Annotated in this window: 12 protein-coding genes; all 12 read right to left on the bottom strand. The window is 68.9% G+C overall.

Annotated elements, in window-relative coordinates; all coding sequences use genetic code 11:
- Positions 1-3: 3 nt before the first annotated feature.
- Positions 4-933, bottom strand: coding sequence for an N-acetylmuramoyl-L-alanine amidase (locus tag EF387_RS38630; RefSeq protein ID WP_128381279.1), 930 nt, complete (start codon positions 931-933; stop codon positions 4-6).
- Between the two features lie 103 nt (positions 934-1,036).
- A complete protein-coding gene (locus tag EF387_RS38625; protein WP_128381278.1) occupies positions 1,037-1,582 on the bottom strand; it encodes a hypothetical protein in 546 nt (181 codons plus the stop codon).
- 8 nt (positions 1,583-1,590) lie between these two features.
- Entirely contained in the window at positions 1,591-5,583 is a 3,993-nt protein-coding gene (locus EF387_RS38620) for a LamG domain-containing protein (protein WP_238431936.1), read from the bottom strand.
- Between the two features lie 48 nt (positions 5,584-5,631).
- Positions 5,632-9,774, bottom strand: coding sequence for a phage tail protein (locus tag EF387_RS38615; RefSeq protein ID WP_238431935.1), 4,143 nt, complete (start codon positions 9,772-9,774; stop codon positions 5,632-5,634).
- 126 nt (positions 9,775-9,900) lie between these two features.
- Positions 9,901-10,344, bottom strand: a complete 444-nt coding sequence (locus tag EF387_RS38610; RefSeq protein WP_128381276.1) for a phage virion morphogenesis protein — start codon at positions 10,342-10,344, stop codon at positions 9,901-9,903.
- A gap of 246 nt (positions 10,345-10,590) precedes the next feature.
- Positions 10,591-10,953: a hypothetical protein gene (locus EF387_RS38605; RefSeq protein WP_128381275.1), complete on the bottom strand. Its 363-nt coding sequence runs from the start codon at positions 10,951-10,953 to the stop codon at positions 10,591-10,593.
- Between the two features lie 89 nt (positions 10,954-11,042).
- A complete protein-coding gene (locus tag EF387_RS38600) occupies positions 11,043-12,293 on the bottom strand; it encodes a phage tail tube protein (RefSeq protein WP_128381274.1) in 1,251 nt (416 codons plus the stop codon).
- A gap of 3 nt (positions 12,294-12,296) precedes the next feature.
- The gene (locus EF387_RS38595; protein WP_128381273.1) at positions 12,297-12,617 is read right to left on the bottom strand and encodes a hypothetical protein; all 321 of its coding nucleotides are present in this window, start codon (positions 12,615-12,617) and stop codon (positions 12,297-12,299) included.
- Positions 12,618-12,669: 52 nt separating this feature from the next.
- Positions 12,670-13,206, bottom strand: coding sequence for a hypothetical protein (locus tag EF387_RS38590; protein ID WP_128381272.1), 537 nt, complete (start codon positions 13,204-13,206; stop codon positions 12,670-12,672).
- Positions 13,203-14,060, bottom strand: a complete 858-nt coding sequence (locus tag EF387_RS38585; RefSeq protein WP_128381271.1) for a hypothetical protein — start codon at positions 14,058-14,060, stop codon at positions 13,203-13,205. Before EF387_RS38585 ends, EF387_RS38590 begins: the two co-directional genes overlap by 4 nt.
- Positions 14,061-14,088: 28 nt before the next feature.
- Positions 14,089-14,424 (bottom strand): hypothetical protein, encoded by a 336-nt coding sequence (locus tag EF387_RS46865; protein ID WP_155589809.1) that lies wholly within the window; start codon positions 14,422-14,424, stop codon positions 14,089-14,091.
- A gap of 106 nt (positions 14,425-14,530) precedes the next feature.
- Positions 14,531-16,018 (bottom strand): hypothetical protein, encoded by a 1,488-nt coding sequence (locus tag EF387_RS38575; protein ID WP_128381270.1) that lies wholly within the window; start codon positions 16,016-16,018, stop codon positions 14,531-14,533.
- Between the last annotated feature and the right edge of the window lie 13 nt (positions 16,019-16,031).

Genomic DNA, 16,031 nt, shown 5'->3' with positions numbered 1-16,031 from the left:
GAGTTACTCCTTCACGTCGAAGCGGTGCTTGTTGCCGAGGCGGGTGAGACTGTCGCGGCCCGGGATGCCGTCGGCGGCGGCATCGCGGTAGCCGCACTTCCGCTGCCAAGCCGCGTAGCTGGGGGTGGTCTTGCTGCCCCAGTGGCCGTCGCTGTACTTCGTGGCCAGGAGTCCTTCGTCGACCAGCGCGGTCTCGACGATGGCTACGCCGCTGTACGTGACGGGCGTGCCGGTGGCGGCCGGGTTGGACCTGGCGGCGGCGACCAGCTTGGACAGGTCGACGACCGGCCGCTGGGGCGTGGGCAGCGGTCTCGGCGTGGAGGGTGTGGGGGCGGGCTTGCCGCTAGCGAGCCGGTCTGCGATCCGGGCCCGCATGCTCACCATGGTGAAGCCGCGCGGGTCGACCTTGCCCGGCTGCCACTCCAGGTGCCCGAGCACCGAGCGCTCCGACCAGCCGTGCGCACGGCACACCGCCGCCGCGACCTTCTCTATCGCCTCCAACTGGACGGCCGGCCAGGGGTCCTCGCCGTCGCCGAGGTTTTCGCACTCGAAGCCGTAGAAGTGCCGGTTGCCGTCGGTTGTGGTCTCGTTGTCGGAGGGCAGCGAGGTTTCGGCGATGACCGCCCGGAGGACGTCGTCGTCGCCGAGGCCGGCGTGGTTGGCGCGGCCGTAGCCGACGAGGTGCACCGTGCCGTCCTTGGCGATGACGCCGTGGCAGAGCGGGCCGGGCAGCGATGCGTGCCCGTCACGGCAGATCTCCACCGTGCGCTGGGTGCCTCGGGTGACGGTGTGATGGATCATCACGCCGTGGACAGGGCCCCACGGGCCCTTGTGATTGCGGTTGCGGGAACGCCAGTCGCCGACCTCGACGACTTTCAGGCCCTCCGCCCGGAGGGCGGCGAGGAACCGGTCAGCGGACAATGGTGGGGTCATTGATGCCTCCAGGGCATGAGAAAAGCCCCGGCCAGACGGCGCGGGGCATAGAGCAGGTGCGTGGGACGGATGCCAAGAGGGGGCAACGCCTAGGGTTGAAGGGTCAGCCAGCTACCCACAGGACCTTCAGCGACGACGCATAGTCGGTGGCCACGGCCGTGTTCAAGGCGGCGCCGGAGGACTGCCAGCCCAGCACCTCGACGTAGTCACCGACAACGAGCTGGAGGAGGGCGGCAGCCGGCACGCCCATCGTGTTCCCGGCACCGCTGGGGATCATGGATGCGCCGCCCTGGATGTTGGCACCGTTGACAGTGATGCGGCTGCCGCGGTTGCCCGTCGCGTTCGCGGGGAAGCACGCCTCGCCGATGACCAGGTACGTGCCAGCGACCTGCACCGTGTAGCGGCTCGGATTGGTGGTGGTGGAGTGCCCGCCGTCGGAGTCGATGGTCTCGCTGTCGAGCGTGATGGGGATGAACGTGTTGCTCGGGATGGACTGCGCGGTGTTCTGGTAGCCCGAGAATCGGGGCACCCCGCTACTGCCAGAGCCGAGCATCCAATCGCCCATGGCCTTGACGTTCGCGTTCCACAACGCCCCGGTCAGGAAGTTGCCGGGCGACTCGGACGCGATGACAGGCACCGTGCGTGGCACTTGGCCTCCTAGTAGGCAAACGCGATGGAATCGAAGACGGCGACGGAGTCCCAGGTGGTCGGGTCCGTGGTCCCGGTGGGCAACGGTTCACAGACCGGGTCGCCCGCCGTGTGGGCCCTGGTGGTGGCCGTGGTGAGCATGACCGTTGCCGTCCTCCAGCCCGGGCTCGTCGCACCGACCGCCGCCACCGTGACGGTCTCCTGGTTCGCCGTGTTCTGCCCGAGGACGAGCCGCTGCCCGGGGGCGAGCTGCGCGGCGAGTGGGTTGGTGTTGTCCTCGGAGGCGTTGACGGTGATCGACGTGACGCCTGCTCCGATCGGCGAGGCGAGTGTGGTGTGCCAGGCCGCCAGCAATCCGTAGGGCGTGAGGTCGGCCGGCGAGCACTGGAGTTCCAGCCACGCCTCGCCGTTGTCGCTGAAGCTCCACTGGAGGTTTTCAACGAAGCAGTCGACCTGTACGGTCGGCGCGCCCGGCGGGCGGCGCATCACCCTTACTCGGGTGCCGAGTTCCAGGGTCAGGCAGACCGGCCACAGCGCGGGGTTCGCGCTGGGATGCAGCTTCAGGGTGCTGACCCGCTGGGCGGGCTGCCGGTAGCGGGAGAGCAGGTAGTTCGCCGCGTCGCTGCACTCGTTCGCGTCCTGCGAGTTGATCGTGCGTGACATGGTGCGTGGGAAGTAGGCGCCGACTGAGGTTGCGTCGGTGGCGTAGAAGTCCTGCCCCGTGGCCTCCTGTGTGACGGTGACCTGGTTGGACAGGTGTGTGGAGTCGTAGTCCAGTGTGCAGTCCTCGTACGGCCACTCGCCGAGGTCCGCCCGCTCCCCGAACGTGAACGTCGGGGTGAGGGCGTTGTAGCGGGCGGAGCGGGCCTTGAACTGCACGGAGCTGTCTGTGCCGACGAAGTGCTGGCCGTTCTCGGTTTCAACGACCGCCTGGAGGGCGCTTACGGCGTCCCGTCCCTCGATGTTGGCGGGGCCCATCGAGGTGGTCAGCCCGCTCTGCAGCGTGGCCGGTCCGGTGTACCCGGCGTAGCGCAGGATCCGCGCGTAACGGGCACTGGTCGACTCGCCGGAGCACGCCGACTTCCAGGCCGCGTAGAGGTTGGCGATGGCGGTCGGGGACAGGAACCCGGGGAACTCTGCGGCGAAGCTGATGTCTCCCTTGAAGTTCCAGGTGGTTCCGTTTCCGATGGTGACGTCTACAAACCCGCCAAGGCTGTCGCCGACGATACCGGTCGGGGTGTAGCTGCTGGTCAGGCCGGAAACGGTGGTGGTCACGCCGTCCTGCGCGAGTCTGAGCTGTCCGCTGGACTCGCTGTAGCCGAAGATCAGCAGGTGCCAGTTGCCATCCGCGCAGTTGGTAGCGCCACCGAAATAGAAGTTCGACCCGGTGCCCGTCGGGCCCTGGAGCGCGAGCACGGGTTTACCGTCGGCTCCCAGGTACACGTAGATGTGCGAGCCGCTGGGGCCGTTGGTGCGCTGACGGTCCATCGAGGACCACAGGCACGCCGCGGCGGTCGGGATGGGCCCCGTGTACCGGAAGGCGATCATGCGGGTCCACGTCGTCGGGTTCGTCGGCCCGGTGATGCCCGCCGAATTCAGCTTGATGAAGGTCGCACCGCCGCTGATCAAGTTGGTGCCCGGGTTGGAGTTGTTGAGGGTGGCGACGGTGCCGGTGCTGCCCGTGTAGGCCCCGCCGGAGCCTGTCGAGGTAATCGCGGTGCCGAACCCGAGCGACCCGGCACCGTACTTGGAAATGCCGAGCTGCGCGGGCGGGTACGTGCCGGTCCAGTCCGCCACCGACGTTGCCCCAGCCGGATCGTCCAGTTTGAACAAGAACCTCGGGCTGTTGCTGTTGATCTCCTGGGTGAGCGGGTCCGACAGCGTCTTTTGGGACAGCAACGCGAATGCGTCCACTGCGGTCGGCTGGACCACGCCGTACAGGCCGTCCATGTCCCAGGAGGACGGCCACCGCTCGAGGAACCCTGCGAACACGGAGTACCAGACGCCGGGCGCCTGCCAGGCGGAGGCCGTGCTGCCCTTCTCCAACTGCCAGCCGTCCACCTGGATGGAGCAGGCGGCCGCGGCCGCAGCGCTGTCCAGGGCGAGCCCGCAGCTCATCGCGCCACGGCCGGCTGGGATGGTGACGGTCGCAGTGAGCGTCGTCCAGTCGGCATTCGCCGATCCGGTCAGCGTGGCCGGCGGCCCGAAGAGGAGGTTCGAGTTGAACAGGGTTGTGTACGAGCCGATGAACGCTCGCACTGACAGGGTGGTTCCCGGGGTGATGTTCCGGGCTCGTAGCTGCACCGTGTACGTCTGGCCCGGGACGACGCCGGGCCCGAAGGTCCAGCCGATTCGGGTGAACCCAGCTGCGCCGTTCGGGACGGAGAACTGGAAGACGTTGCTGCCCTGCCACGCCGACGTCGCGACGATGCTGCCGCCGCTGGAGTCGGTTGCGGAGCTGATTCTGAGGCCGCCAGCGACTGTCGGGATGGCGCCGGTGGGGTAGCCGTCGCCGCCGGTCGCTGGGCCTTGGTCCAGTAGGTTCACCGTCGGTGGCCACTGCGCCCGCCGTCGGTAGGGCTGGTACGGCTGAATGTGCCCGGACCAGGGCCCTGAGGTGTTGACCGGGTCCAGCTCCCCTTCTGTGTTCGCCAGCGTCAGCGACGCCTCGCCACTCCGCACCTGGTCAAGCTCGTACTGGCGGCCCCGGCTGACCGACACGGTGCCGCGGGTGCGGTCGGTGACCTCGACGTACCGGTCGAGCGGCTGGGTGCCGGCGTTGGCGTTCCAGAACGCTCCCCACCCGTCCTCGACGCGGGGCCATGCTGGGTTGAGCTGCCCGCCGAGCCGGGTGTTGACGTGCGCGATGGTGGCGGCCAGGCCCGGGGGCTGGTCGTTGTTAGTGCCGGTCTGGAAGTAGACCTGGCAGGAGGTGAACGGCCAGGCGTACGACAGCGTGCGGAGGTCAGTCCACGTCCAACCGTCCGCACTGACAGCGAAGACGAGCGTGCTGTCTTTCTCCGTCAGCCGCCACCAGCGGTGGGCGTGCGGATCGTACGGAGGCAGGTTGACGGTGACGTAGTTGCCGTGGCGCTGGACCTGTAGGGCGAAGAAGCCGTTCGAGGCGGCCAGCACCTGAACCGCGTTGTTCCGTCCGGCGTCCAGCTTCATGACCGTGGTGATGCCGCCGTTGCCGACCGGGGCCGGGGTGACCCGCGCGTACAGAGCTGAGCCGGTCGCGTTGTAGGGGCCGGTCGCCCCGAGGCTGTGGTACGTGCCCGAGGTGGTGCCCACGTTCAACAGCAGGTGAGCGTTCACCGTGTCGAGCGAGTACTGGCCCGTCGAGACGGAATTCCACACGCCCGTGTTCAGGCTCGTGGCCGTGAACGGTTCCTGGAGCGTGGAGACCTTCGGGTAGCTGTCACCGCCTGCGAGGGTGTTGATGTGGGCTATCCCTGCGACCTGGCCGGCCGACTGGGCGGTGCTGGTGCCGGTCTGGAAGAACACGCGAGCAGAGGCCGCGTCCCACGCGTACGGTGCGCTCGCCAGGGTGGTCCACGTCTGGCCGTCGGGGCTGGTGGCGACGCGGAAGGTGCCCTCCGACTCCGACAGCCGCCACCAGCGGTGCGCGCTCGGGTCGTAGGTTGGCAGGGGCGTGTTTGCGAACACGCCCCCGGTCGTGATCTGGAGCATGAAGGTGCCGTTGCCCCAGACCGCGATGCTGGCTGCGTTGTTGGAGCCCGCATCCAGTTTCAAGGACGTGCTCACCGTGGCCGAGCCGTTCAAGACGGGCCACATCTGCGCGTACAGGGAGCTGCCGGTGGCGTCGTACGTAGCGCCCGAGCCGAAGCTGTAGTAGGTGTTCGGCGCGGCGCCCACGTTCAACGTCACCAGGTCCCGCTCCGCATCGAGCGCGTACTGTCCAGGGCTGGAACCAGCCCACCTCACGGTGTTGATCGTCGGGTCCGTGAACGCGTCCACGAGTTCGGCGAGCTTGGCCACCGGGCGCCACCTTTCCGGCGCCCGGCGGCGCCGCTCGATCCTCGGCTGTCAGCGCTTGTACTGCGCGTACGTCGTCGGGTTACGCATGCCGAGCCGGAGCATCTGCTTCTCGACGACGTCCCTAAGATTCCGCTCTGTCATGACATGACCCTCGACTGTGATGTGCGGCTCGTAGTAGTGGTGCACGATCGGGGCGGCGTCGGGCCGGACGGCAGGCAGAGGGACCGGCTGGCCAGTGAGGGCGGCGCCTTGCTCCATCGACATGGCCAGCCCCCGAGCGGCGATCATCTTGTGCTTCAGGGTGACCCCCTGACGCGCCGACATGGCCAGCTTCTGCGCGGCGATCACCGCATGCTTGCGGCTTCGGTCGACGCCCTGGGCGAAGCCCAGCGCCGTGAAGTCGCCCACCCTCGCCATCACGGTGGACGGGCTCTTGATGCCCAGGGCCCTGCGGATGGCCTTCTCCATGCTCAGTGCGATGGCCATCATGGTGCTCTCGATCGCCTTCTTCTTCGCCTCCAGGCCCTTCACGAGCCCCTCGGCGGCCCTGATTCCGGCGCCGTACATGGAGTCAGAGACCGTCGAGCCTGCCGCGTTGGCAGCAGACTTCAGCCGGGACTGCATCTGGTTGAGCTGCTTGAGGGTGGCGTCACTCGCGCCGGCCAAAGCGGTCGCCGTCGCACCACCCTGGTCGACCCCTGCGGACGCGATCTGCTCCAGCAGGTCAGCGCTGAGGCCGCGTTTCTTCAGTGTCTCCAGTTGGGCCGTGAACTGCTGGGTCTTCGCCAGCCGGTCACGCATGTTGTTGACCACGTCCTGGCTGGTGAGGGAGAACCCTTCCTGCGGAGCCTGCGTGACGACGCTGCTGCCCGACAGGATGGCCGAGGCGACGGACTCCTTCAGTTGCTTCGCCGAGGTCTTCAGGTCGTTGAGCTTGTCCTTGGCCTTCGCCAGGCTGGAGGTGACCGCGGTGAGCTGCTTGTCGTACTTGATCAGGCTCTTTCCGGCCTTGTCCAACTGCTTCAGAAGCGAGGACTCGGTCTTGCCGTGGAAGGCAGTCTTGATCTGGCCCCGCAGCCCGTTCAACGACGACACCAGGCTGCCCAAGTCGGCTGGCTTACCGAGTGCCTTCTCAAGCGGAGTGCGCTGGTAGCCAGCGACCTTTCCGAAATAGGAGATGCCCATCTGCCCGGATATCTCCCGGCGCGCGGCCTGCTCCTTTTCGCGAGCGGCCTTCTGCTTCTGGGTGAGACCACCTTTCGCGAACGCAGGGAGTTTCAGACGCCCGGCGTTGAGCTCGTCCAGCAGCCGCACCCCGTACTTCCGCACGGCGGACGCCTGCACCACATACTCGGTCGTCGACACCCGGGCCATCGCGCCGGACCCGAACGTGGCCAGGATGCTGTCCGACGTGGGCGTGCCCGGGCCGTCGACGTAGCCGCCCTCGCCGAAGTACTGCGCCGGGCCGCCAGCCGCCCGCCGCACCGGCCCGCCGCGGGCCCTGCCGAATCTTTCCGCTTGCCGGCGCAGGGCATCAGCTTGGCTCGACGCACCGTTCGACACGATCGTCGACAAGACCGTGACTTTTCTGGTCGTGATCGTGATCGTCTTGCCGGACAGCTTGTCTCGCGCCGCCTGCACGGCGCCGATGTCCCGTACTGCCGCACCTGTCTTGGCGGACACCGTGACGGAGCCGTCCTTGAGGTGCGTGACCTTGTACCCGAAACCTTCGAGGATCTTCTCGGCCTGAGCGGACAAAGTCTTGAGCGTGACGGACTTCGCCCCGGGAGACCTCTTCACCGCGGCGATGAAGGCGTCGAGGTCGCGCCTGGCGTCCTCGGCTTCCATCTTCACGCGCGCCGTCTTGTCCGGGATCTTCAGGATTTGGTCGGCGAGTTGCTTGGCCTGGTCCTTGTCGAGACCCATCTGTTGGGCGACCTCGATGAGCTTCTTGCGGCCCTGCTCGTAGATGCCGTTGACCGTTTGCCAGGAGGCGCCGTTCTCTCGCGCGGTCGCCGCGGCCTCGTCGGTCTTCGCCGCCAGGTCCGACAGGGCCTGCGCCTGATCGCGGGCCTTCTGCGTGCCCAACTGGAGCTGCCCGTCTTTCACGCTCAGGGCGCGGCCGTGTTCCTCAGCGGCCCTCGTGGCGGCTGCGATCGCTGCCTGGAAGCCGATCTGGCCGTCCAGGGCGGAGCGCTGCACGTCGTTGAGCGCTTGGAGACTCTGCCTGAGCCCGTCGGCGCTGGCCTTTTGCGCGTCGAGGGTCTGCTTAGTGGCCAGTGCCTGCTGCCCGAACAAGCCTTGCGACTGGGCCGCCAGTTCTTGCGCGAACTTGGCGTCGTCGATCGCGTTCTTGTACTCCGTCAGTCGCGAGGAGAACTGGCCGACGTCCTGGCCGCCCTTGGCGTAGGCGGCCTTCAGTTTTTCGAGGGCTGCGGCGGCGAGGTCAGCGTTTCCGTTCTGGACGAGGCTGGCGAGCGCTTTGTCGATGGCCTCGAAGTTCTCCTTGGCCTCCTTGACCGGGGTGCTATCCGTGGTGCCGAGCGTGGCAATCTTGACGAGGGTCTGCTGAATGTTGTCGACGGTGCTTGGGTCGACGAACGACTTGACCTTGTCTCGCAGCTCGCCCAGGTCCGCGCCGAACGCCTTCAGCGCTTCACCGTTGACCTTCCCCGTTTCGCCGAGTCGGCCGAGTGACTTGGACAGCTGGTCGACGTCCGGGGGCGCCTCCCGCCCCAGGGAAGCCAGCTTCGCTACGGCCACGCCGACGGCGACGAGCGCCGCCACGATGATTGTTCCCTTGGCGGCCGCGCTCAGGGAGAGGAACGCTGCACGCAACCCGGCCAAGCCGCCGCCAGCGGCGGCGGACGCTGCCGACAGCGTTGTGAGGCGCCCCGTCAGGCCTGCGACGGCGCCGGTGGTCGCGAGGATCCCGGCCCTGGTCAGGGCGATGAGCTTCATCGCTGCGGCGACCTGCAGGAGGGTGGCGAGCACCGACGGGGGGACGGCGGCCACGAGCTGCGCGAACGCGTTGACCAAGCTGAGCAAGCCCGGCCCGGCCTCCCCAGCCGCCTTCAGGATGTTGGTGACGGCGGCGGCGAGGTTCCCGAGCGTTTCCTCCACGAGTGGCCCGTTGGCCTTGGCGTAGGCCATGAACTGGGAGAAAGCGCCGTCACCGCCACCCTCGGCCAGCACCCGAGCGAGGTGGACGGCCTTGTCGACGCCCCTGGTGAGGGCGCCGTCGGCGAACTCGGTGAACCTGGCCATCAGGGAGTCGAACGCGCCGGAGTTGATGCCGCCGCCGAGGAGCGTGGTGAGCCGGGTAAACTGGACGGAGGTGTCCTTCACCAGCGGCGACAGTTTCGGCAGCAGCGCTTGGAGGACTCCAATGCCCTGCGTTACCGGGACCATCGTGAACTGCGACAGCGAGTCCGACCAGGCCTCGTGGCTGCTCTTGAGGTTCGAGAACGCGGCGGCCGCCCGCTGGCTCGCGGGCGGCATCGTGGCGAGGGTCCGCGCCAGCTCCTGCTGCGCCTTCGCCGCCTGCTGGGACGCGGGACCGTACTGGTCAACGGCGTCCTTGTACTTCTTCTGCGCGTCGGCAGCGTCGCTCAGGGCCGACAGCTGTGACTTGACCGCCACACCGAACACGCCCACGGCCACGGCGGCGGCGCCGACCGAGGCCGATACCGCGGCCGCCCGCGCGGCGATCGGGGCGAGCGCCGGGGCAAGCGTCGCCAGTGCTACGAGCGCACCACGGCCGCCGCCAGCACTTCCCCCGCCGCCTCCGGGCGCGCCCCCGACCGTGCGGGTGGTGATCGTTACCGTCCGGTCCCGGGTCAGCTCGTCCAGGCGCGTCTGTGCGGCGGTGACGGCCGGCTCGTCGAGGCGAAGCCCGACACGGACAGTGGCCCTGATGCGCCCGATTCGCTGCTGAAGCTTCTGGACCTCGCCAGCCGCGATATCCAGCCTTACGCCAACGTTCGCGTTCAGGTCCCGGTCCCGCGTCAGCTCGTCCAAGCGCGTGCGTGCGGCGGCGGCCGACGTCTCGTCAACACGGAGACCGACACGGACCGTGCCGCGGATCCGTCCGATGCGCTGCTGGATCTTCTGGATCTCACCGTTGGCGATGTCCGCCCTGAGGCTGACGGAGGCCTGCATCTTGCCGACATCGGTGGTGAACCGGCGCACCTCCGCCTTGGCCGCTGCCAAGGTCGCCCGCAGTTGAGCGTCCCGGCCCTCGAGCTCCAGGACCACGGGGGGCAGGTAGTCGGACACGGGCCCTCCCCTTGTTCAGTTGTTCGTGCCGGGCAGGGGCTACAGGGCGCGGCGCCAGGCGCCGATGAACGCGCGGCGCAGCGAGCCGTCAGCGATGACCGACGCCCTGGTGGGCCGCATGTAGGGGCGGGGCGGCAGCGTCACCGAGTGGCCTCGGCCGGCCCGACCGCCGAGTTCTTGGATGCGTGAGTACACGGCCGTGGGACCGAGCCGGCCGCCGAAGCCCCCCGCTGTCGGGAAGGGGCCGGTCGGGGACAGCGAGCCGCGCAGGTGCCCGGTGATTCGGGCTGGTGGCTGGCCTGGCGGTGACGGGATGGGCGTGTTCGGCGGGTGGTAGTAGCGCGACAGCTGGGCCCAGGCACGGCGGTGCACGAGGCGAAGGGCTTCCTTGGCGCCTTTGCGGGTGGCGGTGCGTACCCTCAGCGCGAGCTGGTCCAGGGCGGCGAGCGGGTCGTCGCTCTGGACGTTGACGTGGACGTCCACCAGCCCGTCACCTCCCCGTTTGGCTCTCTGCCTCTTGGGCGGCGCGTTCGTTGACGGCGGCCTTGGCTTCGTCCCACGCGGCCGCGAGGGTCGGTAGCCGATCGAGGATCCACGCGGGCTGTTCGTCGACCACGGACGGGGGCCAGCCCCAGCGTTCGGCGAAGAAGGCGTAGTCGGCTGCTTCCTCCAGCAGCGTGGGCGGCAGCGTCTCGCTGCCTGGGACGGGGCGTCCTTCCAGCCGCGCGACTATGCGGCGGAAGGCTCGGTAGGGGACTGCGGGTCCTCCGCCTGTTCCGGGCTCTCGGCGTCTACCGGCGTCGGGAAGAGGGCTTCCTGCGTCGGGGCGAGGAGGTCGGACAGCTTGTCGTAGTCCGCGATCTCCATGAGGTCCAGCGCGGCGACGTCCACCGCGGGCACGGGCAGTGCCAGGCTCCACGTCTCGATCGCGACGATGGCGATCGCGTCGAGCATGCTGAGCGCGACTTCGCCGGTCTCGCCGGTGTCGCGGATCGCGCGCAGCACACGCCGTTTGTCGCCGGACTTGAGGGTGCGCGGGTCACGGAGCTGGACCCAGGAGCCTTCGGCTACGAGGGAGTGACGGTCGGACATGAGGGTTTGACCTCTCAGGTGGAAGGGGGGTGCGGTCCCGGAGCCCTTCCTTCTCCAGGACCGCAGACAGGGGGAAGCCGGCCGTGGGGTCAGAAGGAGCCGGGCGGGACAGCGCAGGTCACGGACACCTTGATCGGGGACATGCCCCCGGACCCGCCTGCGTTGGTGGTGTTGAAGTTTGCCTCGAACGACGCCTGGTAGCCGACGGCGGCCTTCGAGGTGTCCGGGTCGGCCTGCGTGAACGCCGCCGACTGCATGTCGAGCTGCACGATGATCTGCGCGTTACCGGCCAGGCCGTTGTCGCACACGATCTGCACGGGTGGCTGCGTGTTGTTCAGCATGTAGAGCAGCACGCTCTCGTCGGACACGGCGGAGAAGTTCAGTTTCCCGGCGACGGTGAGGCCGCCGCGGTGGATGACGTACGGGGTGCGGGAACCGTTGGCGGTGAACACCGGCTGGAGCTCGCGCGTGAGGTTGACCTCGCCGTCCGTGACGGTCTGCACGAGGGTGCCCCCGGACGCTGGCCCGCCGATACCGACCCGCGTACGCCACGAGGCGGTCGGCAGCACGGTGGTGGGGGCCGCGGTCGGCGCGGCACTCGCGATGGCTGACGGCCACGAGGTGCCCTGTCCCGTCCATGCGAGCAACTCCGACTCGGCGTTGAAAGTGAAGTTGTACTGGCTGAGGCAGAAGCCGGGGTACTGACGCGCACCAGTCCCGGCGGTCGGGCCGAGGTAGTGCGTGATGCTGTGCGACGGCGGCTGCCCGCCACCACTGTTGAGCAGCGACCAGGCGTAGGTGAACGGGCCGCCCGGCTGGACCGGGGTCACCGCCTGCGTCGACGCGTGCGCGTACGCCAGGCCCGCCCCCGCGCTCGTGATCGGGATGGTGTACGGGCCCGATCCACTCGGGGCGCCGGTTGTGACGACCTCGGCGGTGGCGCCGGTACCGATCTGCACGAGCGTGCCCGCCGCGATGGTGGCCGCGGTCGTGATCGACGTTGCGCCGGCCGCGGCGGACGTGGACAGGGTGGTTGCGCCGCTGCCGGTCGGGGTGCCGGTCACGGCCACGTCACCGAGGATGTTCCGCAGCCAGTACCCGGCCGTGTCTCCGTACACGGGGCCGCCGAGGCTGATGTCGGCGGTGCCGGTGCCGAGGATGTGCGCGAAGGCGTCGGTGCCCATCGACCCGTGCCACGACTGGTCCTTGAGGTAGGTGGGCTTGTCGCTGGGTGTGAACGTGGTGAGGAGCTGGGTGGCGGTCATCGCCACCGGTGTGCCTTGTGCGGCCTCCGGGGCGATGCCGACGAACTGCTTTGTGGATGCGTACGTGGCGACCACCGGTCACTCCTCCGTGGAGAGCGGCGCGGCGTTGTCGTTGTCCGCGACCTGGTTGGGCTTCCTTCTGGTGGGCTCCCAGCGGCCGTCTGCGGGCGCGCCGAACGGCCAGGCGAACACCGTCGCCGGGCTGTCGCCGTCGGCGGGGCGGGCAGTGAGCGGCACGTCGAGGTACTGGGTCGGCAGGGTGCCGGTGAACTGGTACATCCCGGCCGGGAGCCGTCCGTCGGCCGTGGCCGACTCCCTCGGCGCGGGCTCGGGTGCGGGGGTGGCCTCGGCGGCCGGAGTCGGGTCCGGCTCAGGCGACGGGGCAGGCTTCGCAGGCATGCGGAACTCCGGTCCGGTGGACAACTGGGGGAAAGAGGGGTGCGGGGCCGGGTCAGGCTTGGACGATCTCCAGCGCCGGGAACGTCATCAGCAGAAACGACTTGGTCAGCTCGGCTTTCGTCTCGGGCTGGCCGTACTCGAAGTCGACGGAGCCGCTACCGCCGTCGACTGCCTCGCCCGCCTCGAACACCGCGCCACCGAGCGTGCGATCAGCGCGTAGGTGTGTCACGAGGGCGTCCCGCAGTGCGTACACGTCGTCCTGCGCGTCCTCCGCATGCGGGGTGCGGGAGCGGATGTAGCAGCACAACTGCACCTCGTACAGCACGTTCTTGTGGCCGCCCGTGGCGCCGCCGACTGCGAAGCGGGTCTCGGTGCTGCGGGGGATGTAGACCACGATTTGGCAGCCTGTGCGGGCGCCGGGCTGCTGGCCGTGGAAGTAGTCGGCGTGGTCGTCCCGCTTGGGCCAGCCGCGCCGGACCACGCCGACGCCGTACTGAGCCAGCGGCGACGTTCGGTAGGTGCGGGTTGGCGGGTCGTACGGGCCGCCGAAGTAGCGGCAGATGCCGTCCAGTGCGGTCTGGATGCTCATACGCGTCTCGCATAGGTGTTGAGGATCCGTTTGGCCTCGGCGACGAGGCCGGAGCCGTCCCTGCGGCTGTCCTGCTGCCGGGTGGTGGCGGCGAGCGAGGTGTCCGGGTAGGCGTCCTCGGCGGTGGTGTCCGGGCGCATCAGCAGCGAGACCGTGTAGTTGACGACCGCCAGGCGCATGTCTGCGGGCATGCCTGACCAGCCGGCGCCCGCGGTGTGCGCGAAGGTGGTCGGTCGGGCGAGCGGGACCGCGGTCGCTGTTGGGGGCGTGGTGGCTGCTGGCGGGGTGTAGGACGGGGAGATTGTGATGGTTTCCTCGCTGCCGGGTTCCCACAGCCGGTAGGAGGTGCCCGGGAGGATGCCAGTCGGGTCGGCCACCGTGAGCGATCCGGCTTCCGCTGGGGCGTCCGTCGTGAGGACGGTGGATACCCAGCCCGCCACGTAGGTCCACTGGACCGTCAGCCACTGGCCGGCCGGGAAGGCGTGGCCGGTGTTTAGCAGCACGTTGTTCGTTTCGCCCTCGAGCGCCCACTGCCGTGACGTGTCGGGGGTGGTCAGCGCAAACGGGGTTGGCCCGTACGCGAGGGACGATACGGCCAGGACGGGATGGTTGAAGGCGTGCACGCGCAGGATGCCGTCCTGGTCGATCCGGCCTCGTGTCGTGGTGGTGACCTGGTGGGCGGCGAGCGGCTGGTTGCACTCGCCGTCGGCCCACGCCGACGCCGTCAGCAGAAGGTTCGTCAGTTCGGCCGTTTGTGCCGCCGGGTCGCTGACCCCGGAGCGCAGGTCGTCGAGGTCCAGGTAGGTGGGGTGCGCGGCGAACTCGGCTGCGGTCACGTACGGGGTGGTGGGCAACGGTCACCCCTTCTTCCGGTTGGTCGGGTTACTTGGACGGGGCGGTGGCACGCTTGGGCGTGCGCTTGGCGGGCGTGGCGGGCGGCTCGGCGGCGGCCTGGGGCAGGGACTGTGCCGCGGCCACGAGCTGCTGCACTGCTGCCAGCAGCGTCGCCGGGTCCTTGCGCCGCTCGATCTCCTCGGCGATCAGCCGGTTCTGCCGCTCCAGGTCGGTCTCCCACGCCGGACGCCCGTTGATGTGGAAGCCGTGAAGCCGGTTGGCCAGGGGGTCGGGCAGGTCGAACCCGCCCTCGTCGTCGGCTTGGAAGTTTCCGTACTCGGGGTCATCGACCGCGGTCGCGCCCGTGCGCGTGTAAAGGCGCATCTGCTGCTCTCCTTGAAACTCGGGTGGCGCCGGGACGGCCCCCCGGGCAGGTGCCCGTGGGGGGCCGTCCCGTGGCTGCTCTGTCGACCTCGGCTGCGAGCCCGGGTCAGCCGACGTTGGACAGGACGGCCATCGCGACCGGGGCACGGTTCAGGAAGGCGCCCACGGAACGGATCTCGAACTCCTTGCGCGGGCCGCCACCGGCCGTGCCCCCGATACGGGAGATGCCGTAGTCGAACTGGGCGGTGTCGCGCAGGGACCGGTACTCCAGCACCGAGGAGATGTTGGCCTGCGGGAACGGAACCCGGTCGGTGCGGGCGATGATCGTGCCCGGGGGCAGGGAGGTGTGAACCTCGATCGGGACCGTCACACCGCCAGCGGGGGCGTTGACGATCTCGCCGACTCGGCCGCCAGCGGTGACGCTGATACGGCCGCTGGAGTCGGTGTTCAGGTAGGTCGTCGCGCTGGTGGAGCCGAGGATCAGGTTGGCGATCTGCTGCGCTTGCACGGCGTTGACCATGAGCGCGGTCGGGGAGGTCTTGACCTGCTGCCACAGCGGCAGGAACAGCTTGTCCTGGATCTCGGCGATGCTGCCGCCGGACAGGGTGAGCGCGGCGCCGTCGAGGCTCTTCCAGATGGACGGGTTGCCGGTGCCGTTGCCAGGCTGTACCCACTGGCCGGCGCCGTTGTAGTCGCCCGTCAGCGAGGCGAGGAAGCCGTCGTAGTCTGCGGCATTCGCGCTGCCGTTGTCGGAGGCTGCATTGAAGGTCGGGACGCTGTTGGCGGTGCCCCTCCACGAGGTCGACATGTCCGGCAGGGAAGGCAGGGCCTGGTTGGCGGTGATCGTCGCCGTGATCTGGACAGTGTTGACGGTCGTGGTCGTGTAGTAGTACCAGGTCGTGCCGTTCGCGCTGTAGAACCAGTCGTAGGCGACCGCGCCCCGGACGGCCGGCACTGTGGCGATGATTGCGTTGGTCGTGCCGGACGCGAACGTGGTCGAGCTGGAGTTGCCTCGGCTGTTGCCGGATCCGTAGTAGTAGCCGCTGCCCGTGCGGACCGCGACACCGACATACGCGGTGACGGAACCGATGGAGCCACCGGTCGCGGACTGGGTGAGGGTGGGGGCGGCTGGGCGGGCGAGCGCGAAGGACTGGCCGCCCATCAGCTTGCGGTCATCCGCGATCAGCACCTGGTTCAGGACCTGGAACGTCGCGACGGCGTACGGGTCGGCGTAGCCCTTGGCCAGGTCGTACGCGTCCTGCATGACCAACCCGGCGTAGCCGGTCGGCTTGTAGCGGGCCTGGAAGTCCTGCTCCGAGAACTGCACTTCGGGTGCGGCGAAGTCGAAGCCCATGGACGGGTCCGGCTGGCTGCTGGTCACGTCCATGATCGCTCGCCATACGGCGTACGGGTTACCGTCCGGGGACGGCGTGCGGGCCACGATGTCCCGGAACGGGGTGACGACCGGGATGAGGCTGACCAGCCCAGACAGGTCGTAGCTGTAGATACCGGTCGACTGGAGAATGCCGGTCGTCTGGGCCTTGCTGATGGCGGACAGCGTCTCTTCGGTCATTTCGTTGAGCGCGGTGCTCATGGAGATGCCTCCT

Source organism: Streptomyces cavernae (genome assembly GCF_004023625.1).
GTDB classification, from domain to species: domain Bacteria; phylum Actinomycetota; class Actinomycetes; order Streptomycetales; family Streptomycetaceae; genus Streptomyces; species Streptomyces cavernae.
This window is presented reverse-complemented; position numbering and strand designations above follow the sequence as displayed.

Excerpts from the sequence above, each read along its gene's own strand:
- EF387_RS38630 (WP_128381279.1), bottom strand. The coding sequence starts at position 933 with ATGACCCCACCATTGTCCGCTGACCGGTTCCTCGCCGCCCTCCGGGCG.
- EF387_RS38605 (WP_128381275.1), bottom strand. The coding sequence starts at position 10,953 with ATGTCCGACCGTCACTCCCTCGTAGCCGAAGGCTCCTGGGTCCAGCTC.
- EF387_RS38595 (WP_128381273.1), bottom strand. The coding sequence starts at position 12,617 with ATGCCTGCGAAGCCTGCCCCGTCGCCTGAGCCGGACCCGACTCCGGCC.
- EF387_RS38590 (WP_128381272.1), bottom strand. The coding sequence starts at position 13,206 with ATGAGCATCCAGACCGCACTGGACGGCATCTGCCGCTACTTCGGCGGC.
- EF387_RS46865 (WP_155589809.1), bottom strand. The coding sequence starts at position 14,424 with ATGCGCCTTTACACGCGCACGGGCGCGACCGCGGTCGATGACCCCGAG.
- EF387_RS38575 (WP_128381270.1), bottom strand. The coding sequence starts at position 16,018 with ATGAGCACCGCGCTCAACGAAATGACCGAAGAGACGCTGTCCGCCATC.